Source organism: Novosphingobium sp. SG754 (assembly GCF_013149315.1).
Taxonomy (GTDB): Bacteria; Pseudomonadota; Alphaproteobacteria; order Sphingomonadales; family Sphingomonadaceae; genus Novosphingobium; species Novosphingobium capsulatum.
In genome coordinates this window covers 223,921-245,054 of the sequence record NZ_JABGCC010000001.1, presented here as the reverse complement: position 1 = coordinate 245,054, position 21,134 = coordinate 223,921, and the positions used below count along the sequence as shown (strand labels likewise).

The 21,134-nt window shown below is 67.7% G+C and carries 9 protein-coding genes; 4 read left to right on the top strand and 5 right to left on the bottom strand.

The annotated features are described in order from the left end of the window. Nucleotides 1-24: 24 nt before the first annotated feature. The 4 genes from FHW97_RS01100 to FHW97_RS01085 form a co-directional block, all read right to left on the bottom strand. Nucleotides 25-1,443, bottom strand: coding sequence for a glycoside hydrolase family 125 protein (locus tag FHW97_RS01100; protein ID WP_370525310.1), 1,419 nt, complete (start codon nt 1,441-1,443; stop codon nt 25-27). 134 nt (nt 1,444-1,577) lie between these two features. Then, nucleotides 1,578-4,175, bottom strand: coding sequence for a glycoside hydrolase family 3 C-terminal domain-containing protein (locus FHW97_RS01095; RefSeq protein WP_370525296.1), 2,598 nt, complete (start codon nt 4,173-4,175; stop codon nt 1,578-1,580). Further along, nucleotides 4,175-6,784 carry a glycoside hydrolase family 2 protein gene (locus tag FHW97_RS01090; RefSeq protein ID WP_370525297.1) on the bottom strand — a complete coding sequence of 870 codons (2,610 nt, stop codon included), beginning with the start codon at nt 6,782-6,784 and terminating at the stop codon, nt 4,175-4,177. The genes FHW97_RS01095 and FHW97_RS01090 overlap by 1 nt, the downstream gene beginning before the upstream one ends. Beyond that, nucleotides 6,781-9,195 carry a beta-N-acetylhexosaminidase gene (locus FHW97_RS01085; protein WP_253941512.1) on the bottom strand — a complete coding sequence of 805 codons (2,415 nt, stop codon included), beginning with the start codon at nt 9,193-9,195 and terminating at the stop codon, nt 6,781-6,783. The genes FHW97_RS01090 and FHW97_RS01085 overlap by 4 nt, the downstream gene beginning before the upstream one ends. Before the next feature lie 219 nt (nt 9,196-9,414). On the opposite strand from FHW97_RS01085, the gene galA reads away from it, so the two are divergent. Further along, nucleotides 9,415-12,402, top strand: a complete 2,988-nt coding sequence (gene galA / locus FHW97_RS01080) for a beta-galactosidase GalA (RefSeq protein ID WP_253941511.1) — start codon at nt 9,415-9,417, stop codon at nt 12,400-12,402. Nucleotides 12,403-12,428: 26 nt separating this feature from the next. On the opposite strand, the gene FHW97_RS01075 is transcribed toward galA, so the two are convergent. After that, complete coding sequence (locus tag FHW97_RS01075; RefSeq protein WP_107716733.1) at nt 12,429-13,160, bottom strand: copper homeostasis protein CutC; 732 nt, start codon at nt 13,158-13,160, stop codon at nt 12,429-12,431. Nucleotides 13,161-13,565: 405 nt separating this feature from the next. Between FHW97_RS01075 and FHW97_RS01070 the strand changes: the two genes are divergently transcribed. From FHW97_RS01070 to FHW97_RS01060, 3 genes are all read left to right on the top strand, one after another. After that, the gene (locus FHW97_RS01070) at nt 13,566-16,304 is read left to right on the top strand and encodes a TonB-dependent receptor (RefSeq protein WP_171792835.1); all 2,739 of its coding nucleotides are present in this window, start codon (nt 13,566-13,568) and stop codon (nt 16,302-16,304) included. A 133-nt stretch (nt 16,305-16,437) separates the two neighbouring features. Beyond that, complete coding sequence (locus FHW97_RS01065; protein WP_171797763.1) at nt 16,438-18,792, top strand: GH92 family glycosyl hydrolase; 2,355 nt, start codon at nt 16,438-16,440, stop codon at nt 18,790-18,792. Continuing rightward, complete coding sequence (locus FHW97_RS01060) at nt 18,792-21,098, top strand: hypothetical protein (RefSeq protein WP_171797762.1); 2,307 nt, start codon at nt 18,792-18,794, stop codon at nt 21,096-21,098. The genes FHW97_RS01065 and FHW97_RS01060 overlap by 1 nt, the downstream gene beginning before the upstream one ends. The last annotated feature ends 36 nt before the right edge of the window (nt 21,099-21,134 follow it).

Genomic DNA, 21,134 nt, shown 5'->3' with positions numbered 1-21,134 from the left:
GCGCGCGCGGCGCCGCGCGAAAGGTCAGAGCGGGTTGGCCAGCACCGCCGGCAGGCGATCAGCCAGGCCCACGATCATTTCGCCGAACAGGCCATTGGCCCAGGCAAACCAGCTGCGGGTGAACTGGGCCGGATTGTTGCAATCGACCGCCTCGTGCATGAAGCCGGTGCCGGCATCGGTATCGCGCAGCTGGCGCAGCAGCGGTGCGATCACCGCCGGATCGCTGGACGACATGGCGCGCACGATCAGGCTCATCGGCCAGACCTGGCCCAGGCCGACATGCGGGCCGCCAATCCCCTCGATCGCCGAACCCTTGAAGAAATAGGGATTGGCATCCGACCAGCAGGCCGCCGCCGTGGCCTGCCACAACGGATCATCGGCGGTGACACAGCCGGTATAGGCCAGGCCGAGCAGCGAGGGCACGTTGGCATCGTCCATGAACACCGCGTTGCCAAAGCCATCGACTTCATAGGCCCAGACCTGCCGCCCGTCGGGCAGGCGCATCGTGCCCCACTTGGCCAGCGCGGCGGCCACTTCATCGGCCAGCGCGCGCGCATCGGCGGCGAGCGCGGCATTGCCCGCCGCGCCTTCGGCCACCAGCGCCATTTCGCGCAAGGTGGTGACGGCAAAGTGGTTGGACGGGATCAGGAACGGATAGAGGCAGGCATCGTCAGACGGGCGGAAGCCGCTGTGGATCAGCCCGACCGGCCGCGTGGGCGCGCCATAGCCATCGAGGCCGAGCGTTTCGGTGGGCCGATCGCTGGTGCGGCGGAAGCTGTAGGGGCCGCGCCCATCCTTGCGCTGCTGTTCGCGGAACGTGCGCACGATCGCCTGCTGCGCCGAAACCCAGATGTTGTCGAACGGCGCGGCATCGCCGCTCGCCTGCCAATAGCGATAGGCCAGGCGCATCGGCCAGCACAGCGAATCGACCTCCCACTTGCGTTCGGCCACGCCGGTTTTCATCTGCGTCTGGTCTTCCAGGGCCCAGGGCAGGTTGGTCTTGGCCGTGGCATCGCGCATGAACGCATTGGCATAGGGATCGAGCAGGACCGAACGCGCCTGGCGGGCAATGGCGCCGCGAAACAGCGTGGCCAGGTGCGCGTCCTTGCGCACGAGGTGGATGTAGGACAGCAGCTGCGCGCTGCTGTCGCGCAGCCACATGCAGGGGATATCGCCGGTGATGACAAAGGCATCGACCCGGCCATCGACCAGGCCCAGTTCCACCGTGGTATCGAGCGTGTTGGGATAGCAGGCGGCAAACATCGCGCGCAGCTTGGGATCGGCGATCATCGCCGAAACGCGCGCGATCTCTTCCTCCACCGCCGGGCTGGTGAAGCGGCGCTGCACTTTGGGCGGGCGGGCCGCAAAGCCCAGCGGGGCCGGTGCCGTGCCAGGGGCGGGGGCGGCAGGCGCCTGGGCGGCGGGCGTGGGCGGCGCGGCGATCGGCGGAATGGCCTGCGCCGCCACGGCACCGCGCGCCGGCTGGCTGGCCACGAAGCCGGCCGTGGCCAGCGCCGCCGCACCCTTGACCAGCGAGCGGCGATCCAGCTCTGCGGCATGGGGGTTGGTGGCTTTGGTCACTTCGGCATCTCCTGCGCTTGGCCGGCCAGGGTGAATTCCACCCAGGTGCCCGGCCCGTCTCCCGGCTGGCCATCGCCGATCCACGCCTTGTACGCGCCGGGAAGAACCCGGCGGGTGCCCCGGCGATCAACCACCGACAGGCTGCGCGGATCGAGCGTCAGCGTCACCGTCTGCATCTTGCCCGGTGCCAGGTTAACACGGGCGAAACCAGCCAGCTGGTGTTGCAGCACGGGCTCGGTCAGCACCGCTTCGTGCGTGGGAATTGGCGGCACGACATAGGCCTGCACCACGTCTTCGCCAGCGCGGTTGCCCTGGTTGGTGAGGCGCACCGAGAGGGTGACCGGGCTCTTCGTATCGGCCGCCTTCACGGCCGGGTTGGCATAGGCAAAGCGGGTGTAGGACAGGCCATGGCCAAAGCCCCACAGCGGCGTGCCGGAGAAAAAGCGATAGGTCCGCTCTTTCATGCCATAGTCGACGAAGGCGGGCAGATCGGTGGTGTGGCGATAGAACGTGACCGGCAGCCGCCCCGAAGGATTGCTGGCGCCCGACAGGATATCGGCGAGCGCCGTGCCGCCGGCTTGCCCCGGATACCACGCCACCAGCACGGCATCGGCCAGGGTTTCATCCATGGCGATGGCGCTGCCGGTGGCCAATACGGCGACCACCGGCTTGCCCGTGGCGCGCAAGTTTGCCAGCAACCTCGCCTGCGGCTCGGGCAGTTCGATCTCTGACCGATCGCCGCCAACAAAGCCGGGCACCTGCACCTGCAGCGCCTCTCCCTCAAGATCGGGGGACAGGCCCAGCACCGCCACGATCACGTCAGCATCCTTGGCCACGGCCAGGGCCTTGGCCTCTTCCGCGCCGGCAGGCGGCACCCACATCAGGCGCAGGCCTTCATCGTCGCCATAGTGTTCCAGCTCCAGCCGGATCGGCTGCGGCGTGCCATCGCTGGTCAGCGCAAATTCCACGCGCGCCTTGCCCAGCGGGCCGGCGTGCAGTTGCTTGCCGCCCACCCACAGCGCCACGTCATCGTGGCGGTGGCAATCCTTCCAGCATTGCGGCGCATCGATCGCCAGGCGCCAGGCACCCGGCCCCGGCGGCACCAGCATGCCTTGCCAGCGCGCGCTGAACCGCGCCGGATCGAGGCCCGCCGGCGCGGCGCGGGTGAGGTTGAAATCGATGCGGCGATCCTGGCGGGCCAGCACTAGCTTGCCCATCGCATCGCGGTATTCGGCCGCCAGCCCCGGCTTGCCATCGGCAGCAAGCGCGGTTTCGGGCAGGACCACCGGCGCGCCTTCGGCCAGGACCGAGCCTTGCGCATAGACCACGTGATCGGCGCCAAAGCGCGCGCGCAGCCCTTCAAGCGGCGTAACGGGCGCGGCGGCGGTGCCATGGTAATTGGCCTCGAGCACGCCCAGGTCATCGGCATTGGCGCCGATCACCGCCAGTTTCACCCCCGGTTTCAGCGGCAGGACGCCGCCGTTGTTCTGCACCAGGACCATGGCCTTGCGCGCCGCTTCCAGGGCCAGGGCGCGGTGATCGGCCGTATCGACCTGATCGGGCTTGATCGCGCGCCAGGGATCGGGCTGGATGAAAGCAATGCCCAGCCGTGCGCGCGCGCTGAGCGAACGCACCAGCGCGCGATCAACCTCGGCCTCGCTCACCAGGCCGCGCCGCACCGCTTCGGGCAAGGCGGAATAGGCCGTGCCGCAGTTGAAATCGCTGCCGCCGCGGATTGCTGCTGCCGATGCCTCTGCCGCGTCATAGGCATGGTGGTGGAACTGCCAGATATTGCCAATGGCATCGCAATCCGACACGACGAAACCGGTAAAGCCCCAGTCCTTGCGCACGCGCTGGTTGAGCAGCGCATCGTTGGCGCAGGCCGGCATTCCGGCAAGGGAATTGTAAGCACACATCAGCGACAACGCATGACCCTGGGTTACGGCCATGCGGAATTGCGGCAGATAGGTCCATTCCAGATCCTGCGGGCTGGGATCGACATCGAAGCTGTCGCGCCCGGCTTCAGGCCCGGAATGGACGGCCAGGTGCTTGGCCGTGGCGATGACGCGCGGATGGGCCAGATCGGGTCCCTGCAAGCCGTGGATGAAGCCCACCGCCAGGCTGCCGGTCAGCAGCGGGTCTTCGCCATAGGTTTCCTGGCCCCGGCCCCAGCGCGGATCGCGGAAGATATTGATATTGGGCGACCAGATGGTGAGGCCCTGGTAGATGCGGCGATCGGCGCTGGCCGGCTGCGCATTGAACCGCGCCCGCGCCTCGGTCGACACCACCGTGCCGACCCGCTCCATCAGCGCCGGGTCCCAGGTGGCGGCCAGGCCGATGGCCTGGGGAAACACGGTGGCCACGCCGTTGCGCGCCAGGCCGTGCAGCCCTTCGTTCCACCAGTCATAGGCCGGCAGGCCCAGGCCCGGATCGGCCGGCGCCGTGCTTTGCAACTGCGCCGCCTTGCGTTCCAGGCTCACGCCCTTGATCGCGGCGGCCACTTGCTGCTCCACCGGATCGGCATGGGCCAGCGGCGCAGCCAGGGCCAGCGCCATGACCGACGCCAGGGCAGAGGAAACGGGCAACAAACGCATCAGTGGCTCCCGGCCAGAGTACGCAGCACCAGCGCGCGGCGCAGGGCGGCCACCGGCGCAGGGCCGGCAATGGTAAGAGTGCGGCTTTCCCCGGGCAGCAGGTCAAAGCCATTGTCATCGGCGGCTGCATCCAGCGTGCCGAAATCGAGCATCACGGCGCGCGCCAGGTTGCGCGCGGAAACCGTCACCTGGCGCCCATGCCAGACGACCGACAGGCCGGGGTCGGGATAGGCCATGGCCTTGGGCACGGCGCGCTCCACGATCTGGCGCGCGACCGGCTGGCCAGCGACCAGCAGTTCGGCCACGGCATAGGCCGCGCCGGGCGCCGCGCTGCCAAAGACCGTAGCATCGGGCACTTCGGCCGCCTCGGTCACGCCATTGGCGACCAGTTGCACATCGCCTTGCGCGGTGCCCAGCGTGGTGCCGTCCATGGCGCGCCCGGTCAGACGCCAGTGCGCCGCGAGCGGGCCTTGCGCGTCAGAGACCAGCGCCACGCGCGTCGCCGCGCCCTTGTGCTCGGCCACCACGGTCTGCGGCGCAAAGAACCGCCGCGCGGCATAGTGCAGCAGCTTCCACCGCCCGGCATAATCGATGCTCGACCACGAAATCGCCGGCCAGACATCGTTCAACTGCCAATAGAGCGAACCCATGGTGACCGGGGCACAGGCGCGATGGTGGCGCGCGGCCATATCGATCGCCTGCATCTGGTTGACCTGGGTAAGGTAATCGAAATCCGCCAGCCGCGCCGGGCCGCTGCCCTGTGGCGCGCGCAGCCGCGCATCGAGATAGAATTGCAGTCGGCTATTGCCTTCGCCGGCCAGGAACTTCTGGTGCGCCTTCATCACCGCGCTTTGCGGGTCTGACACGTTCGGCCCGGCAAAACCGGCGATCGTGGCCATGACCGGCATCGCCTGGAAGCCGTATTCCGACATGAAGCGCGGGCAGCTGTCGAGGTAGTTTTCCACCGGCTTGGAGCCCGACCAGACATCCCAGAAATGGCGATCGCCAGCGGCATCGGTATCGACCGGGCCTTCATAATCGGTCGATGGCGAACCCGGCCAATACGGCGTTTGCGGGCTATGCGCGGCCACCGCATCACGCAGCACGCGGTCGAACAGCACGGTCATTGCCGTGGCAATGCGCTCCTGCTCGTCAGGGCCGATGGCCTTCTTGAAATCCTTGCGGTCAGACCAGTTGGCCCAGCCCGACAGCACTTCGTTGCCGCCGGTCCACACCACGATCGAAGGATGGCTGCCCAGCCGGGCCAGTTGATCGTCCGCCTCGGCAGCAACGCTGGCGCGATAGGCCGGATCGGGTGGCGGCACGGCGCCGCCGAACATGAAATCCTGCCAGATCATCAGGCCCATGCGATCGGCCGCAGCATAGAACGCATCGTCGAGATAGGTGCCGCCGCCCCACACCCGGATCATGTTCATGTTGGCCGCCTTGGCATCGGCCAGCATGTGTTCCATCGTCGCGGCGGTCACGCGCGAGGGGAAGCTGTCGAACGGGATCAGGTTGGCGCCCTTGGCAAAGACCGGCACTCCGTTGATCTTGAAGCCGAACGCGCCATTGCCACGGATCAGTTCAACCGTGCGCAGGCCCACCGTGCGCTGCGCGGCCTGACCCTGCCCCGCCCCATCGATGATGTGCGCCGATACCTGGTAGAGCGGCTGTGCGCCCATGCCAACGGGCCACCAGCGCTGCGGCGCGGCGATGGTCAGTGGCACGGTGATCGTGTTGCTGCCGGCATCGACCGACACGCTGCGCGTGACCGGCGGCAGCGCCGTGCCATCGGGCGCGGTCACCGCCAGCTCGACGGTAAGCGGCGCGGTGGCATCGGCCTCTACCGCCAGGCGCGCGGTCAGCCGCGCCTGTGCGCTGCCCATGGCATCCTGCTGCACGTCCATCGCGCCGATCCGCGCGCCGTCCCAGCCTTCCAGCCGCACGCCGTGCCACAGCCCGATGTTGACGATGCGCGGGCCCCAGTCCCAGCCATACTGGTACTTGGGCTTGCGGATATAGGCAGAGGTCTGCACGCCCTTGGGCTCGTCGCCAAAGGCAGAATCGTACTCGGCCGGCAGCGGATGCGCCTGCTTGAGTACCATCGGCTGCAATGCGCGAATGGGCGAGGCAAAGCGCACCAGGATTTCATTGGCGCCGGCATGGAGCAGCGCGCGCACTGGCACGCGCCAAGTGCGATGGGCATTGTCGGCCGTGAGCACGTCATGCCCGTTGACGCTGACCGTGGCGAAGGTGTCGATCCCGTCGAACACCAGATCGAGATGGCCGTGCGCCAGCATCGCTGGCGTTACATTCAGCGTGCGGCGCATGTCCCAACCGGCCAGGCCTGCCCACTGGATCGCGCCTTCGTTGGTGCCGATGAAGGGATCGGGCACGCGGTGCTGTTCAACCAGGGCCTGTTGCACGGTGCCGGGCACGGGCACGCCAAACCAGCGCGCCTCGCGGGGATGGGCTTTTGCCGCACCGTCGTCAGGGGCGATGCGCGCCTGCCAGCCAGCGTCGAGCGACTGGCTTTCCGGCGCGGCCAGCGCGGCCTGCGCCACCCCGGCCAGCGCCAGGGCAGCCAGCGTGACCAGCCGCCTCACTTGGCGGCCCCGCGCGGGGTTTCATGCCACTGCACCTGCTCCACCGTGTAGAACGGCCCGGCCGGCGAAGCGGTGAACTGGAAGCAGACGTCGCTTTCATCCGCCAGGCCCAGCTGCGGCAGATTGGCGTCGAGCGCAAACTGCTGCGGCGCCTTGGCCGGATCGGGCAGCGGCCAGGTGGCCAGCACCCGCGCGCCGGGCATGGGATCGTGTTCCTTCTGCTGATCGTTTGCCGCCTTTTCCGCGGCGCGGCAGCCGGCCGACACCACCAGTTCGCCAAACGGACTGGTGGCATAGCGCGCGATCACCGCGTGCTGATCGTGCGCCAGGCCATAGTTGCGCGGCAGGCGCGCCACCTTGACGGTGATCGCCTTGGCATGGGCCAGCGGCGCATGGTCATCGGCCACGCAGGCATCGAAGATATTGACGTTGAACGCCGGCGCATTGCCCGTGGCATCGGCATTCAGCGGGACGCGCAGGCCCAGCGCGCCGCGCGGGCAGGCCGACAGCGCACCGTTGGCCGTGGTCAGCAGCGTATCGCGCGTGACATCGAACCGGCGCGGGGCAGACAGCGCGGCGCCATCGGCGGCAAAATCGGCGGCCATGATCACCGTGCCCGGCGCCACGGCGAGCGGCGCGGCATAGGCGCGCGAGCGGGCCGTGGGCGCCTTTCCATCCAGCGTGTAACGGATCGTGCCATAGGGGGCCTGGGTGGCAAGGGCCACGGTCAGGCGCTTGGCATCGAGCGCGGCACTGCGCGTGCCGGCGATCTTGAAATCGACCGCCAGGGCGCTGTCGGCCACTTCCAGCCCGGCCTCGCGCCAGCGGCGCATCTGCGGATCGAGCCGGGCGAGGAAGCCGGGATAATCCTTGGCCTGAGCCGGATTGCTCCACACGCTTTCCGCCAGCGCGCCGATGCGCGGAAAAATCTTGTGCTGCATCTGCCAGGGCGTGACGATGTATTCCGACCAGGCATTGGCCTGCGCGCCCAGCACATGGGCCGCCTTTTGCGCATCGATCCCCTTGGGCATGGGATCATAGTGATAGACCGCCTCCAGCGTCTGGATCGCGATGCGGCCCGGAGGCGCGTCACCGCGATCGGACTGGAGATTGTCGAGATAGAGATTGGGCGCCGGGCTGAGTACGACATCGTGCCCGGCATTGGCCGCATCGACCGCGCCGGCCTCGCCCCGCCAGCTCATCACCGAGGCCGAAGGCGGCAGGCCTCCTTCGAGGATCTCGTCCCAACCGATCAGGCGGCGGCCATGCTGCGCCAGATAGCTGCCGAGCTGATCGATCATCCAGCTTTGCAGGCCGTTCTCGGTATTGATGCCCAGGGCGCGCATCTGCGCCTGCACCTGCGGCGCGCGCTCCCACTGGTCCTTCACCGCCTCGTCACCACCGAGGTGGATGAACGTGGACGGAAACACCGCCATCAGTTCATCGAGCACGTCCTTGACGAAGGCCATGCCCTGCGGGCCGGGGTTGAACAGATAGGGATTGACGCCCCAGTCTCCCGAGACCGGCGGCGTACCACCCAGAACGCCAAGTTCGGGATAGGCCGCGACCAGCGCCTGGGCATGGCCGGGCAGGTCGATTTCGGGCACCACGGTGATGCCGCGCGCAGCGGCATAGGCCACCAGATCGCGCAGTTCCGCCTGGGTATAGAACCCGCCACTGCGCGCACCGGCTCCTTGCCCGGTATCAGGCTGGGTGCGCCAGGCGCCCACTTGCGTGAGGCGCGGATACTTCTTCACTTCAAAGCGCCAGCCCTGGTCGTCGGTCAGGTGCAGGTGCAGCACGTTGAGCTTGACCGCCACCATGCCGTCGATCACCGCCCGAATGGATTGGATCGGCTGGAAATGGCGCGCGGTATCGATCATCAGCCCGCGCCAGGCAAAGCGCGGCGCATCGGTCACGGCCACGGCCGGCACGCGCACCGCAGCGCCGCTCTTGCCCGGCACGCCGGCGAGTTGTTCCAGGCTCATCGCGCCATAGAGCAGGCCATGATCGCCCGAGGCGGTAATCACCGCTCCGCTGGCCGAGACGGCCAGGGCATAGGCCTCGTCACTGGCCTTGCCGCCGCGCACGAAGCGCACGGTGCCCTTGTCGCCTTCGACCACGCGCAGCGACAGGCCATGCTGCGCAGAAAGACGCGCGGCGAGCAGGGTGGCGGCCGCCTTGGCCGCGGCATCGCCCGGCGGCACGGCCAGCGTAGCGCCATTGGCGAGTACGAGCGCGCCCTTGCCCGGCACCACCTGGGCTGGCCAGGGCACCAGCGGCAGGGCGGCGGGACCGTGGCTGGGCGCGGCGAGGGCAACGGGCGAAACTGCCAGCGCCAGGCCCACGGCCAGCGCAGCCATTCCAGCGCGGGCGCGCGATCCCCGCCCGTTCGATCCTGCCACCATCATGCCTGATTCCCTCGCGCCTGCTTGTCTCTACCCTTGGGCAGAGAGGTAACCAAAATATATCCAATGCGACAACAGGTATTGTGCCCGCCGCAACAAAAAATCGTCAGCCGCCAAGCCGGAGCTTATACGCCTACGCTCCAACCGGCGCGCAAGCGTTGCCCGAACGACATTACCAATGTAAATCCTTTCGGACGTTACGCCGCAAGCCAGGATACCGCCATGCCGCCAGCCGACAATGCCTTGCCGCGCGCCGCCACGCTGGCCTCGCGCCGCGCCCTGCTGAAGGGGGCGGCGGGCTGGGCCATGGCCATGCGGCTGGGCTGGGGCGGCAGCGCGATGGCCCTGCCCAGCGCAAACAGCGGCGCGGCACTGCTGATCGCCCCGACGGACATGATGCCTGGCGGCTTGCGCATGCCAGCCCCCCTACCCGGCGCCGCGCCGCGCCCGCCAGTGACGGAGCCAGGGCGCCAGTCACTCGACCAGGGATGGCTGTTTCACGAAGGCGACATTCCTTTTCCCGTGCCGGCTGATCACAATGCCACTTATCTGTCGGTCAAGGCGGGCAACGCGGGTGGGCCGGCCGCGCTCGATTTCGATGCGTCAGACTGGCAGGCGGTTACGCTGCCGCACGATTGGGCCAGCGCGCAGGGCTTCGATCCCGCTGCCAATGTCTCGCAAGGCTATCGCCCGCGCGGGATCGGCTGGTATCGCCGCCTGATCCGGCTCGACCCGGCGCTCGAAGGGCAGAAGATCGAGCTGCGCTTTGACGGCATCGCCAGCCATGCCACGGTGTGGGTCAACGGCAGCGAGGTGGCGCACTCCTGGTCCGGCTATACCGGGGTGACGATCGATCTGACGCCCTTTGCCCGCTATGGCGACGACCTCAACTGGATCGCCGTGCGCGCCGATGCCACCGTGCGCGAGGGCTGGTGGTATGAAGGCGCGGGGATCTATCGCCATGCCTGGCTGGTGACCCGGCCGCCGCTGCACATTGCCGAACAGGGCGTGCATGGCCACCCGGTGCGCCAAGCCGATGGCACTTGGACGGTGCCGGTCAGCGTGACACTGGGCAATATCGGCGACGCACCCGCCAGCGCCGTGGTGCGCGCGATGGTGCGCGATGCCGCAGGGCGGACGCTGTGCCAGGGCAGTGCCACGGCGAAAGTGGACGGGCTGGACCAGGGCAAGGCGCAGATCACGCTGCGGCCTGATGGCGCAGTGGCGCTCTGGTCTCCCGATGATCCGGTGCTGCACGATCTGCTGGTGGAAGTGAAGCGCGATGGCGTGGTGATCGACCGCCGCAGCGTGGCGATCGGTTTTCGCGCGGTGGTGTTCGATCCGGCGCGCGGCCTGCTGCTCAATGGCATCGCCACCAAGATCAAGGGCGTGTGCCTGCACCAGGACCATGCCGGGGTGGGCGTGGCCGTGCCCGATGCCTTGGTGCTGTGGCGGTTGCAGCGCCTCAAGCAGCTGGGCTGCAACGCGATTCGCATGACGCATGGCGCCTGCGCGCCCGAAGTGATGGACTGGTGCGACCGGCTGGGTTTTCTGGTCATGGCCGAAAACCGCTTGTTCAACCCCGCGCCCGATTATCTGGCGCAGCTGGAATGGCTGGTGCGGCGCGACCGCAACCATCCATGCGTGTTCGCCTGGTCGGTGTTCAACGAAGAACCGATGCAGGGCACCCATGCCGGCAAGGAAATGGTGCGCCGCCTGCGCGCCGCCGTGCGCCGGCTCGACCCCGATCGCCCAGTAACCGCGGCGATGAGCGGCGGCTTCTTCAATCCCGAAAACGTCGGCCAGGCGGTCGACCTCATGGGCTTCAACTATTACCAGGGCGATTACGATCGCTATCACGCGCTGCATCCCGACCAGCCGATGCTGAGCAGCGAAGACACCAGCGCCTATGGCACGCGCGGCGCCTTTGCCAGCGATCCGCAGGCCCACGTGATCACCGCGCTGGACAAGGAAGCCGCCAGTTGGGGCGCCACCCACCGCCAATCCTGGCAGGCAATCGCGGCGCGGCCGTTCGTGGCGGGGGGCTTTGTCTGGACCGGGCTGGATTACCATGGCGAGCCCACGCCCTATGCCTGGCCCAGCGTCGGCAGCTTTTTCGGCATCATGGACCTGTGCGGCTTTCCCAAGACCGCGTTCGGCATCCGCCAGGCGCAGTGGCTGGACAGCGCGCCGATGGTGTGGATCGATCCGCACTGGACCTGGCCTGGCCGCGAAGGCCAGCCGATCGAGATGCTGGCGATCACCAATGCGCCGGCGCTGGAAGTGCGGCTGAACGGGCGCACCGTCGCCCGCATTGCCCAGGCCGATCGCATCATGGGCCACACGCTGCACATCCCCTATGCCCCCGGCCGGCTGGAAGCCCTGGCGATCGACAGCGGCAAGGTAGTGGCGCGCATGGTGCACGAGACCGCTGGCCCGGCCAAGGCGCTGCGGCTGACCCCAACGCATACTGCGCTGGGCAGCGAGAGCGATGATGCCATGGCCATTACCATCGATGCCATCGATGCGCATGGCCGCCATGTGCCGGTGGCGCAGGACATGGCGCACCTGGCGGTGCAAGGTGGGGCGATCATCGGGCTGGGCAATGGCGATCCCAATAGCCACGAAAGCGAGAAAGGCAGCGCCCGCAGCCTGTTCAATGGCCTGGCCCAGGCGATCGTGCAGGGGGACGCGGGCCTTGGCCCACTCGTGCTGGAAGCGCGCGCGCCCGGCTTGGCCCCGGCCCGGCTGGTGGTAGGCCGCGAGGGCAGAAGTGCCGCACCAACGGTGGCGGCCGAAGCGCCACGGCAACGCCTGAACCGCTGGCTGCGCTCCCCCGCCCTGCCCGCCCGGCCTGACCCGCGCCTGGCCCCCGCGGCGGGCGACAACAATTCTTGGGACAGCGTGGGCAGCAGCGAGGTGGCCACCCCGGCGGCCGGCAGCGGCGAGCAGTGGCATCTCTATCGCGCCACGATCACCCCGTGGCGCGCGGTGGCGGCGCGCGGCGGCAGCCTGCGTTTTGCCAGCCTGGCCGGCACGGCCGAGGTATGGCTGGACGGGGCGCTGCTGGGCCGCAAGACCAGCCCGGCGCCCGCCCCCCTTACCCTGGCCCTGCCCGCTGGTGCCGGCCCGCGCGAACTGGTGGTGATCGTGGCGGCGCGGGACGGGAGCGTGTCAGGAATTGCCGGGCCGGTGGACCTGACTCCCTGAAATTTCAATTCCTTTTCAATACCATTTCAACTTGTGGCGGCAACGAAGGCGGCCACGCGCGACACATCGGTCTGGCGCCCACGCCCGGCCTGGAAGCCAAGGTCGATCAACCGCGCATCGACGCAGGCCTTGGGCACCGGGCTGCGGCACGAGGCGTGGAATTCGTGCACGCCGGCCGCGCGCAAGGCGGCCACGGCGGCCGGTTCCAGGCCACCGCCGGCCATGATCGTGATGCGCCCGCTGGCCGCTTTCACCAGCGCGGCAAAGCGCGCCACGCCATCACCCGCGCGCACCGCGCCGGCCGAGGTCAGGATGCGGTCAAAGCCCAGCTCTACCGCGATTTCCAGGCCGGCGAACGGATCGTCGAGCAGATCGAACACGCGGTGCAGCGTAAGCGACAGCGGCCGCCCGCGTGCCTCGCCCAGCGCGCGGGCATGGTCGACCCATTCGGCCAGCGCCCCGCGATCCAGCCCCTGCCGCCCGCCGCAACCGATCACCGCACCGGCAAGGCCAGCCTTGGCAAATTCGGCCAGATCGGCCTGCACCAGCGCACAATCACGGGCGTTGTAGGCAAAATCACCAGGGCGCGGGCGCGACAGGGCATGGACCGGCAAGGGCTGGCGCGCTGCAAGATCGAGCAGGGACGATGGCGGCGTCAGCCCACCCAGGTCCAGCGCCACGCACAGTTCCAGCCGATCCGCGCCACCGGCCAGCGCCGCAGCCATGCCGGCACCGTCTTCCACGCACACTTCAAGCATCGCGGCCGGCCTTCTTCATGGGCTGATCGGCATTCATTGGCCTGCTCCTTTTGCGGTCCACCGCACCAGCGAATCACCTTTGCGCGATGTGGCTTTGTTTTGGTCCCTACCAAACCCGTGTAAATTTTTTTGGGACTGCGGCCAATATGCCGCACCCCTCAACCCGCAAAAAGACCGAAAAACGGCGGATTTCGTATATTTTTTCACATTGTTTCATTCTGTTGGCGGATGTGTCAGGCCAAGTTTTGGTGGACAGCCGGTTTCATTTAAGTGACATATTGCGTGGCGGTTGGACTTAGATTGGTTACAGACCACATCCGGGAAACAGCCGCGAGGGGTAAGCAACACCGTTTCAGGGTTCAACACATTCGTGCCCGGGATACGGGCGGGATTGAGGGTTAAAACATGTCATTCTTTCGTGCAGCATTGCTGGCAAGCACCTTTGCCACGATCGTGTCGTCGCCAGCCATCGCGCAGGATGCCCAGGCCACAGCGCCCAACAGCGCCGCCGCCGATTCCGCCGATCAGGGCAGCGATCCGGGCCAGGCGATTGTCGTGTCCGGCATTCGCGCCTCGCTCAAGAACGCGATCGACGTGAAGCGCAGCGCGATTGCCGTGATGGACGTGATCACCGCCGAAGGCGTGGGCAAGTTCCCCGATCGCAACGTGGCCGAATCGCTCTCGCACATTCCCGGCGTGTCGGTGGACCACCAGTTCGGCATCGGCGAACGCGTGTCGATCCAGGGCACCGATCCGGCGCTCAACCGCATCCTGATCGACGGGCACTCGATCGCCTCGGCCGACTGGGGTGGCAACCCCGGCGACGTGACCGGCCGCACGTTCAACTATTCGCTGCTCGCGCCCGAAGTGATTTCGCGCGTGGAAGTCTACAAGTCGCCCGAACCGTGGATCGACGAAGGCGCGCTGGGCGGCACCGTGCTGGTGCGCACGCGCAAGCCGCTCGACATGAAGGCGAATTCGCTGAACGGTTCGATCGGCGTGAACTACAACGATCGCTCCAAGATCGCCAACCCGCGCGGCTCGCTGCTCTACAGCTGGAAGAACAAGGACGAAACCTTCGGCATCATGGTGGCCGGCACCTATGACAAGGATTCGCTGGCCCGCGCCGGGATCGAATACTTCGGCTACTCAACCGGCAAGGACTTCCTCCAGAAGAACGCCAACGGCGACCTGCTGACCGACGGCAACGGCAACTATGTGCCGAAGAACTCGGCGCTCGCCATCAACGGTGGCACGACGCAGGACCTGGCCAATGCCCGCTATCCGGCCGGCATCAACCACGCCTATTTCAAGCAGACGCGCCAGCGCATCGGCGGCCAGTTTGCCGTGCAATATGCCCCCACCAGCGATTTCGAGCTGATCGCCACGGGCATGCACATACAGGGCACCTACAACAACTTCTCGCAGTCGGAATTCATCTATCCGAACTACAACCCGGGCAACATTTCGGCAGTCACGCTGTCGAACGGCCTGATCAGTTCGGCCTCGATGGCCAATGGCACCAGCACCCAGGCGGAGCTGGACATGAACTATCGCAAGACCAAGGTGACCAACGACAGCTATAACCTGGCGGGCACCTGGCATGTCAGCGATCGCTTCACCCTGTCGGGCAACGGCGGCTGGAGCAAGGCGACCGGCGGCACCAACCCCGAATACCTGATGTCGCTCTATTCGAACGGTGGCTACACCTTCGACTATACCGGCACGTCGACCAGCGTGAACTACAACACCGCGCCGACCGACGCGAGCCAGTGGGGCCGCTTCTCCACCTCGTCGCAGAAGCTGCCCGACGGCACCACCATCAACGGCTACCAGATCGGCGGCATCGCCCATTCGCGCCAGAAGGACGAAGAGTTCTACGCCCAGCTCGACGGCAAGTGGGAGGTGAGCGACGCGTTCTTCAAGGACGTGCGCATGGGCATCAAGGCCTCTACCCACCAGAACGCGCTGACCGTGACCGGCTCCAAGGTGTTCTACACCAACCCGATCTCGCTCACCGACTTCACCACCCACCTCACGCCCGGCGGCCTGTTCAACGGCCTCAACGACAATGGCAACGCCAACCAGTTCGCCACGCTGACCGAGCAGGGCGTGGTCGATGCGCTCAACAACGGCCTCTATGTCGACACCGGGATCGACAAGGGCTCGACGTTCAGCGTGCGGGAAAAGGTTGCCAATGCCTATGTCCAGCTGGACTTCGGCAGTGGCCCGATCCACGGTTCGGGCGGCTATCGCATGGTCTATACCAGCGACCGGTCGAACTACTTCAACTCGACCGACAACGGCTCGACCTATACCCCGATCGTCAGCAGCAAGGACTATCTCAAGTTCCTGCCCAGCCTGAACGTGTCGTGGGACATCAGCGATAATTTCAAGCTGCGCGGTGCCGTGGCCGAAGTGATCGCCCGTCCGCGCTATGCCCAGCTGGCCGGAGCATTCAGCCGCAATGACACCAACTTCACCGCGGCTGGCGGCAACCCGGATCTCAATCCCTATCAGTCGACCAACTACGAACTGTCTGGCGAATGGTATTTCCGTCCCGGCTCGCTGCTGTCGGTGGAATACTTCCGCCGCCAGATCAGCTCTTACATCGTGACCAAGACCGTATCGCAGATGCTCACCCCGCTCGGTGGCACCACGCCGGTGGAATACCAGGTCACCCTGCCGGTCAACGCCACCAACGCCACGGTCAACGGCGTGTCGGTCGGCTTCCAGACGCCGATCTGGGGCGGCTTTGGCATCCTGACCAACTATACCTATGCCGATGCCAAGAGCGGCGTGGATAGCGACGGCAACGTGGTCAACCTGCCCTACCTGTCCAAGCACACGGTCAACGTGATCCCGTACTTCGAAAAGGACGGTTTCCAGGCCCGCATCAGCTGGAACTGGCGCAGCGACTACTTCACCGGGATCGGCCGTCTGAACTCGGTGGACAAGACCGCTGGCTATCACCAGCTCGACGCCTCGATCGGGTACAAGATCACCGAAAATCTGACGGTTCAGGCCAATGCCCAGAACCTGCTGGATTCCACCTACTACTCCTACAGCGGCACCAAGAACGCGCCGACCGCCTTCTACAAGAACGGTCGCGTGTTTGCCGCCACCCTGCAGTTCGCCTATTGAGCGGACACGGCAAACCCTATCGGCGCATGGCATGTTTCCTCCCTTGCCATGCGCCAACCGCAATGCCTGCCGGATGCACCGCTCCGGCAGGCGTTGTCATGTCCAGACGGCACCGCCCAGCCAGGAGCCAGCCATGATCGCACTTGCCCGCCGCAGTCTTCTTCGCGCCTCTTGCCACATGGCCCTGGCTGCCGCCGCCGGAACGCCAGCCCTGGCCGCCACGCGCCGCAGCCCTGGGCGCACCACGGCAGGACAGCCAGATCTGTTCATCGGCACGGGCGGCGATGGCCACACTTTCCCCGGCGCCAGCATGCCGTTCGGCATGGTGCAGGTGAGCCCGGATACCGACACCGCGCGCTGGGATACCTGTTCGGGCTATCACCACGGCGATCCCTCGCTGCTGGGCTTTTCGCACACCCATCTGTCGGGCACCGGCATCGGTGACATGCTCGACGTGCTGGTGCTGCCGGCGCGCGGGCCGGTGCGGCTCGATCCCGGCCCACTCGATCCGGCCAAGCAGAACCCGGCCGCGCCCGGCTATCGCCTGCGCTATACCCAGGAGGAAGCGCGGCCCGGCTATTACCGCGTGGCGCTGGAAAACGGCGTGACCAGCGAACTGACCGCCACCTTGCGCACCGGCGTGCAGCGCCATGCCTTTCCGGCGGGCGAAGGCCATGTGCTGATCGACCTGTCGCATCTGGTGCTCGACAGTTCCGACTATCCGCCGCTGATCGATGCCGCTGCGCTGGAATGGCTGCCCGATGGCACGCTGGTGGGTCGGCGCCGGGTGTGGCGCTGGGCCAAGGGGCGCGAGATCTTTTTCGCGATGCAGTTCTCCCGGCCGCCCGCACGCGTCGACTTCTATGGCGACGACAACGCCCCGGCCCCTGCCGCCGAGGCAGGCGCCACCCATGCCATCAGCGGCAAGCGGCTCAAGGCCGTGGCCTGGTTCCCCGACGCCGGGAGCGCGCCGATCGTGATCCGCACCGGCATTTCGGCGGTGGACGTGGCCGGCGCCCGCGCCAACCTGGCAGCCGAAGCGCCGCATTTCGATTTCGACACCTATGCCCGCGCCGCCCAGGCCGCCTGGGATAGCGAACTGGCGCGGATCACCGTGCGCGGCGGCACCCCCGCGCAGCAGACCATCATGGCCACCGCGCAATACCATGTCGCGCTCGGCCCCACGCTGCTCAGCGATGTGGACGGGCGCACGATCGGGCTTGATCGCCAGGTCCACACCCTGGCGAAAGGCCAGGCGGCCTATAGCGCCTATTCGCTGTGGGATACCTATCGCGCATTCCACCCGTTGCAGACGCTGATCCGCCCCGATCATGCCGCCGTGATGATGGCCGACCTGGTGCGCCAGACGCAGCAAAGCCCCTATGGCCCGCCGGTCTGGCCGCTGCAGGGCGTGGAAACCGGCTGCATGATCGGCTGGCACGCCGTGCCGGTGCTGGCCGAGGCGATGGCCAAGGGTATTCCCGCCGATTATGCCGCCGCCTGGCCGGGCATCCGCCGCCGCGCGCTGGATTTCACCACGCCCACGCTCGACAATTCGCTGGGCATCCCGTTCTACGATCAGCTGGGCTATGTGCCGGCAGACCTGGTGTTCGAAAGCGTCAGCCGCACGCTGGAATACAGCTATGACGATTACGCCGCCGCCAAGATCGCGCGCGCGGCTGGCGCCACGCAGGATGCCGCCCACCTTAAAAAGCGCAGCGGCAACTGGCGCAATGTGTTCGATGCCAGTGTGGGCTTTGCCCGCCCGCGCCTGGCCGATGGCACCTGGACCAGCCCCTATGACCCGGTGCAGCTGGGCCATTCGTCCAAGTGGCGCGACTATACCGAAAGCAATGGCTGGCAGGCCACCTTCCTCAACCAGCATGACGTGCCCGGCCTGATGGCGGCGATGGGCGGCGACGCCGCGTTCGAGGCCAAGCTCGACGCGCTGTTTTCAGCGCCCTCCACCCTGCCCAAGGGCGCGCCGCCCGATATCTCGGGCATGCTGGGGCAATATGCCCATGGCAACGAACCCTCGCACCACGTGGCCTATCTCTATGCCTGGTGCGGCGCGCACTGGAAGACGCAACGGCTGGTGCGCCGCCTGCTGACGACGATGTACACCGCCAAGCCCGACGGCATCATCGGCAACGACGATTGCGGGCAGATGAGCGCGTGGTTCATCCTCTCGGCACTCGGTTTCTACCCGGTCGATCCGGTCAGCGCGGTCTATGTGCTGGGCAGCCCGCTGTTCGACAGCGCGCGGGTGCGCGTGGGAGGGGGCCGCGAACTGGTGATCGAGGCGCGCGGCCAGGGGCCGGACCGGCCCTATTACGGCAAGGTGGAATGGAACGGCCAGCCGCTGACGCGGTCATGGCTGCGCCATGCCGAACTGGCCGCCGGCGGCACATTGGTGTTCCACATGCAGGCAGAACCGGACAAGAACTTTGCCCGCGCCCCGGCAGACCGGCCCCAGGCTTCGGCCTGATGCCGCTGCCGGCACGCGTGGTGCGGGCTCTGCTGGTGCCGGCCCTAGCCCTGGCCGGGCCAGCGGCAGCGCTGGCGGCCCCTGATCTTGCCGGCGCCTGCATCCAGGCCGATGCCCCGGCCCGCGCCGGGGCAGACCTGCTGGCGCGCCGCCTGCACGAGCGGGGGATCGATCCGGCGCCCGCCTGCCCGCTGACCCTGCAGTTCATCACCAGGCCCGCGCTGGGTGAAGGCTTTGTGCTGGAACAGCATGGCCGCACCATCGCCATCGCCGTGGGGCAGCCCCGCAGCGCGGCCTATGCCGCCGGCTGGGTGCTGGGCCATCTGCACGGGACGCGTCTCGCACTGGCCGGGCCGATGCACAGCGCCCCGGCCCTGGCCGTGCGCGGTGACCAGATCGGCATACGCGCCAAGAACAACAGCTTTGACGCCTGGACCCCGGCGATGCTGACGCGGCAGGTGGAAGACCTGGCCCTGATGGGCGCCAACCGCGTGCAGCTGGTGGCGCCGGTATCCGACGATGCGGCTGCATCCCCCCTCGCCCCGGTGCCGGCGCGCACGGCGATCCTGGCCACGGCGCGTGCGGCCCACGCCCTGGGCCTGCAGGTGGCGCTCTATTATCCGCTGCTGCGCGATTACAAGCGGCCGGGCGATGTCACGGCCGAACAGGCCGACTTTGCCGCGCTGGTGGCGGATTTTCCCGCGCTGGATGCAGTCTATTTCCCTGGTGGAGACCCTGGCCATACCGCACCGGCACCGCTGTTTGTCCTGCTGGGGCACCTCGCTGCACCGCTGCACGCCCGCTTTCCCGCCGCCGAAATGCTGGTGTCAACGCAAGGGTTCGATGCCGCCGGGTTTGACGCCTTCGTGGCGCAAGTGCGCCAGCGCCCGCGCTGGCTTTCCGCCGTATTCGTCGGGCCGCAGACGCGCAGCCCGATTGCCGCGCACCGCGCGCTGTTTGCCGGGGTGGTGCCGCTGGAACTTTATCCCGACACCGCCCATGCCATGCACGCGCAGTTGCCGCTGCAACGCTGGCACCCGGCCTTTGCCCTGACCGAAGGGCGCGAACCGGTGAACCCGCGCCCGCGCGCGATGGCTGCCGCCTTTGCCGATCAGGCGCCCGGCACGCGCGGGTTCATCGCCTATTCCGAAGGGGTGAACGACGATTGGAACCTGGCGCAGTGGCTCGCCCTGGCGTGGAACCCCCATGCCAGCACACGGGCCATCGCCCTGGCGCACGCCCGCCGCTTCATCGGCGATGATCGCTTTGCCACCCTGCCCCAGGCGCTGGAGCGCAACTGGCGCAGCGATCCGGCTCGCAACCCGGCGATCGGCACGACGCTGGCGGCCACGCGCGCGCTGCACCCGGCGCCATGGGCCGATTGGCGGATCGACCTCTATCGCTATCGCGCGGTCTATGATGCGCTGGTCGCCCGGCGCTGGGCCGCAGCGCAAGCGGCTGATCGCGCCGCCCGCGCGGCGCTGGCCCAGGCCGCCATCACGGGCAGCGCGCAAGCCGTAGCCCGCGCGCGTGCCGCGCTCGATCGGCCCGTGCCAGCCGGCACCCTGGCGCTCTATCACCAGCTCGAAACCCTGGCGGCACGGCTGTGGGACAAGGCGCGCATGCAATTGAGCGTACCGCGCTATGGCGCCTCCAACTGGGAGCGCGGCGCCAACCTCGATCGCGCCATGGCCGATCTGACCGATCGCGCCGCGCTGCTGCCGCGCCTGGGCAGTGCCATGGCCGCCCCCGGCGAAGCGGCGCGGCAGACTGCACTCATCGCCCTGGCCGACCGCGCCGTCCGGCGCCACGGCGCGCTCTATGATGACCTGGGCATGCCCGGCGCGCAGCCGCACCTGCTGCGCGGGTGGGGCGAACTGGCCGATCCGCAGGGCCGCCACAGCAGCATCGTGGGCGTGGCCGACCACCTGCCGGCCGATGGCTGGCCGCTGGCGACGCTGACCTATGCCGAAACGCTCTATGAAAATCCGCTGCGGCTGGCCTATCGCCTGCCGCGCGGGCGCGCCTGGTGCCTGCGCTTTACCTGGGCGGGGGAGGATTACTGGCGCGCCATGGCGGTCTATGCCAACGGGCAGATGATCCTGCCGCCCCGGCAGCGCCCCAGCAATCCCGCCTTTGTCGAAGTGGCGATCCCCGCTGCCCTGACGCGGCAGGGCCGCCTGGCGCTGGCCTTTGCCGGGCAGGCCGGCGCCGGCGGCGGCGGGCGTGGCCAACAGGTGGCCGAAACCTGGCTCATCCCCCGTTCAGCGCAGATCCGCTGCGATGGGCAGTGGACCGGACCATAATTCCTTGACCTTCATGGCACAGCGGACACAATCGCA

Bases quoted from the DNA above. Each gene is read 5' to 3' on its own strand.
- FHW97_RS01095 (WP_370525296.1), bottom strand. From the start codon at position 4,175: ATGCGTTTGTTGCCCGTTTCCTCTGCCCTGGCGTCGGTCATGGCGCTG.
- FHW97_RS01085 (WP_253941512.1), bottom strand. From the start codon at position 9,195: ATGATGGTGGCAGGATCGAACGGGCGGGGATCGCGCGCCCGCGCTGGA.
- galA (WP_253941511.1), top strand. From the start codon at position 9,415: ATGCCGCCAGCCGACAATGCCTTGCCGCGCGCCGCCACGCTGGCCTCG.
- FHW97_RS01075 (WP_107716733.1), bottom strand. From the start codon at position 13,160: ATGCTTGAAGTGTGCGTGGAAGACGGTGCCGGCATGGCTGCGGCGCTG.
- FHW97_RS01070 (WP_171792835.1), top strand. From the start codon at position 13,566: ATGTCATTCTTTCGTGCAGCATTGCTGGCAAGCACCTTTGCCACGATC.
- FHW97_RS01065 (WP_171797763.1), top strand. From the start codon at position 16,438: ATGATCGCACTTGCCCGCCGCAGTCTTCTTCGCGCCTCTTGCCACATG.
- FHW97_RS01060 (WP_171797762.1), top strand. From the start codon at position 18,792: ATGCCGCTGCCGGCACGCGTGGTGCGGGCTCTGCTGGTGCCGGCCCTA.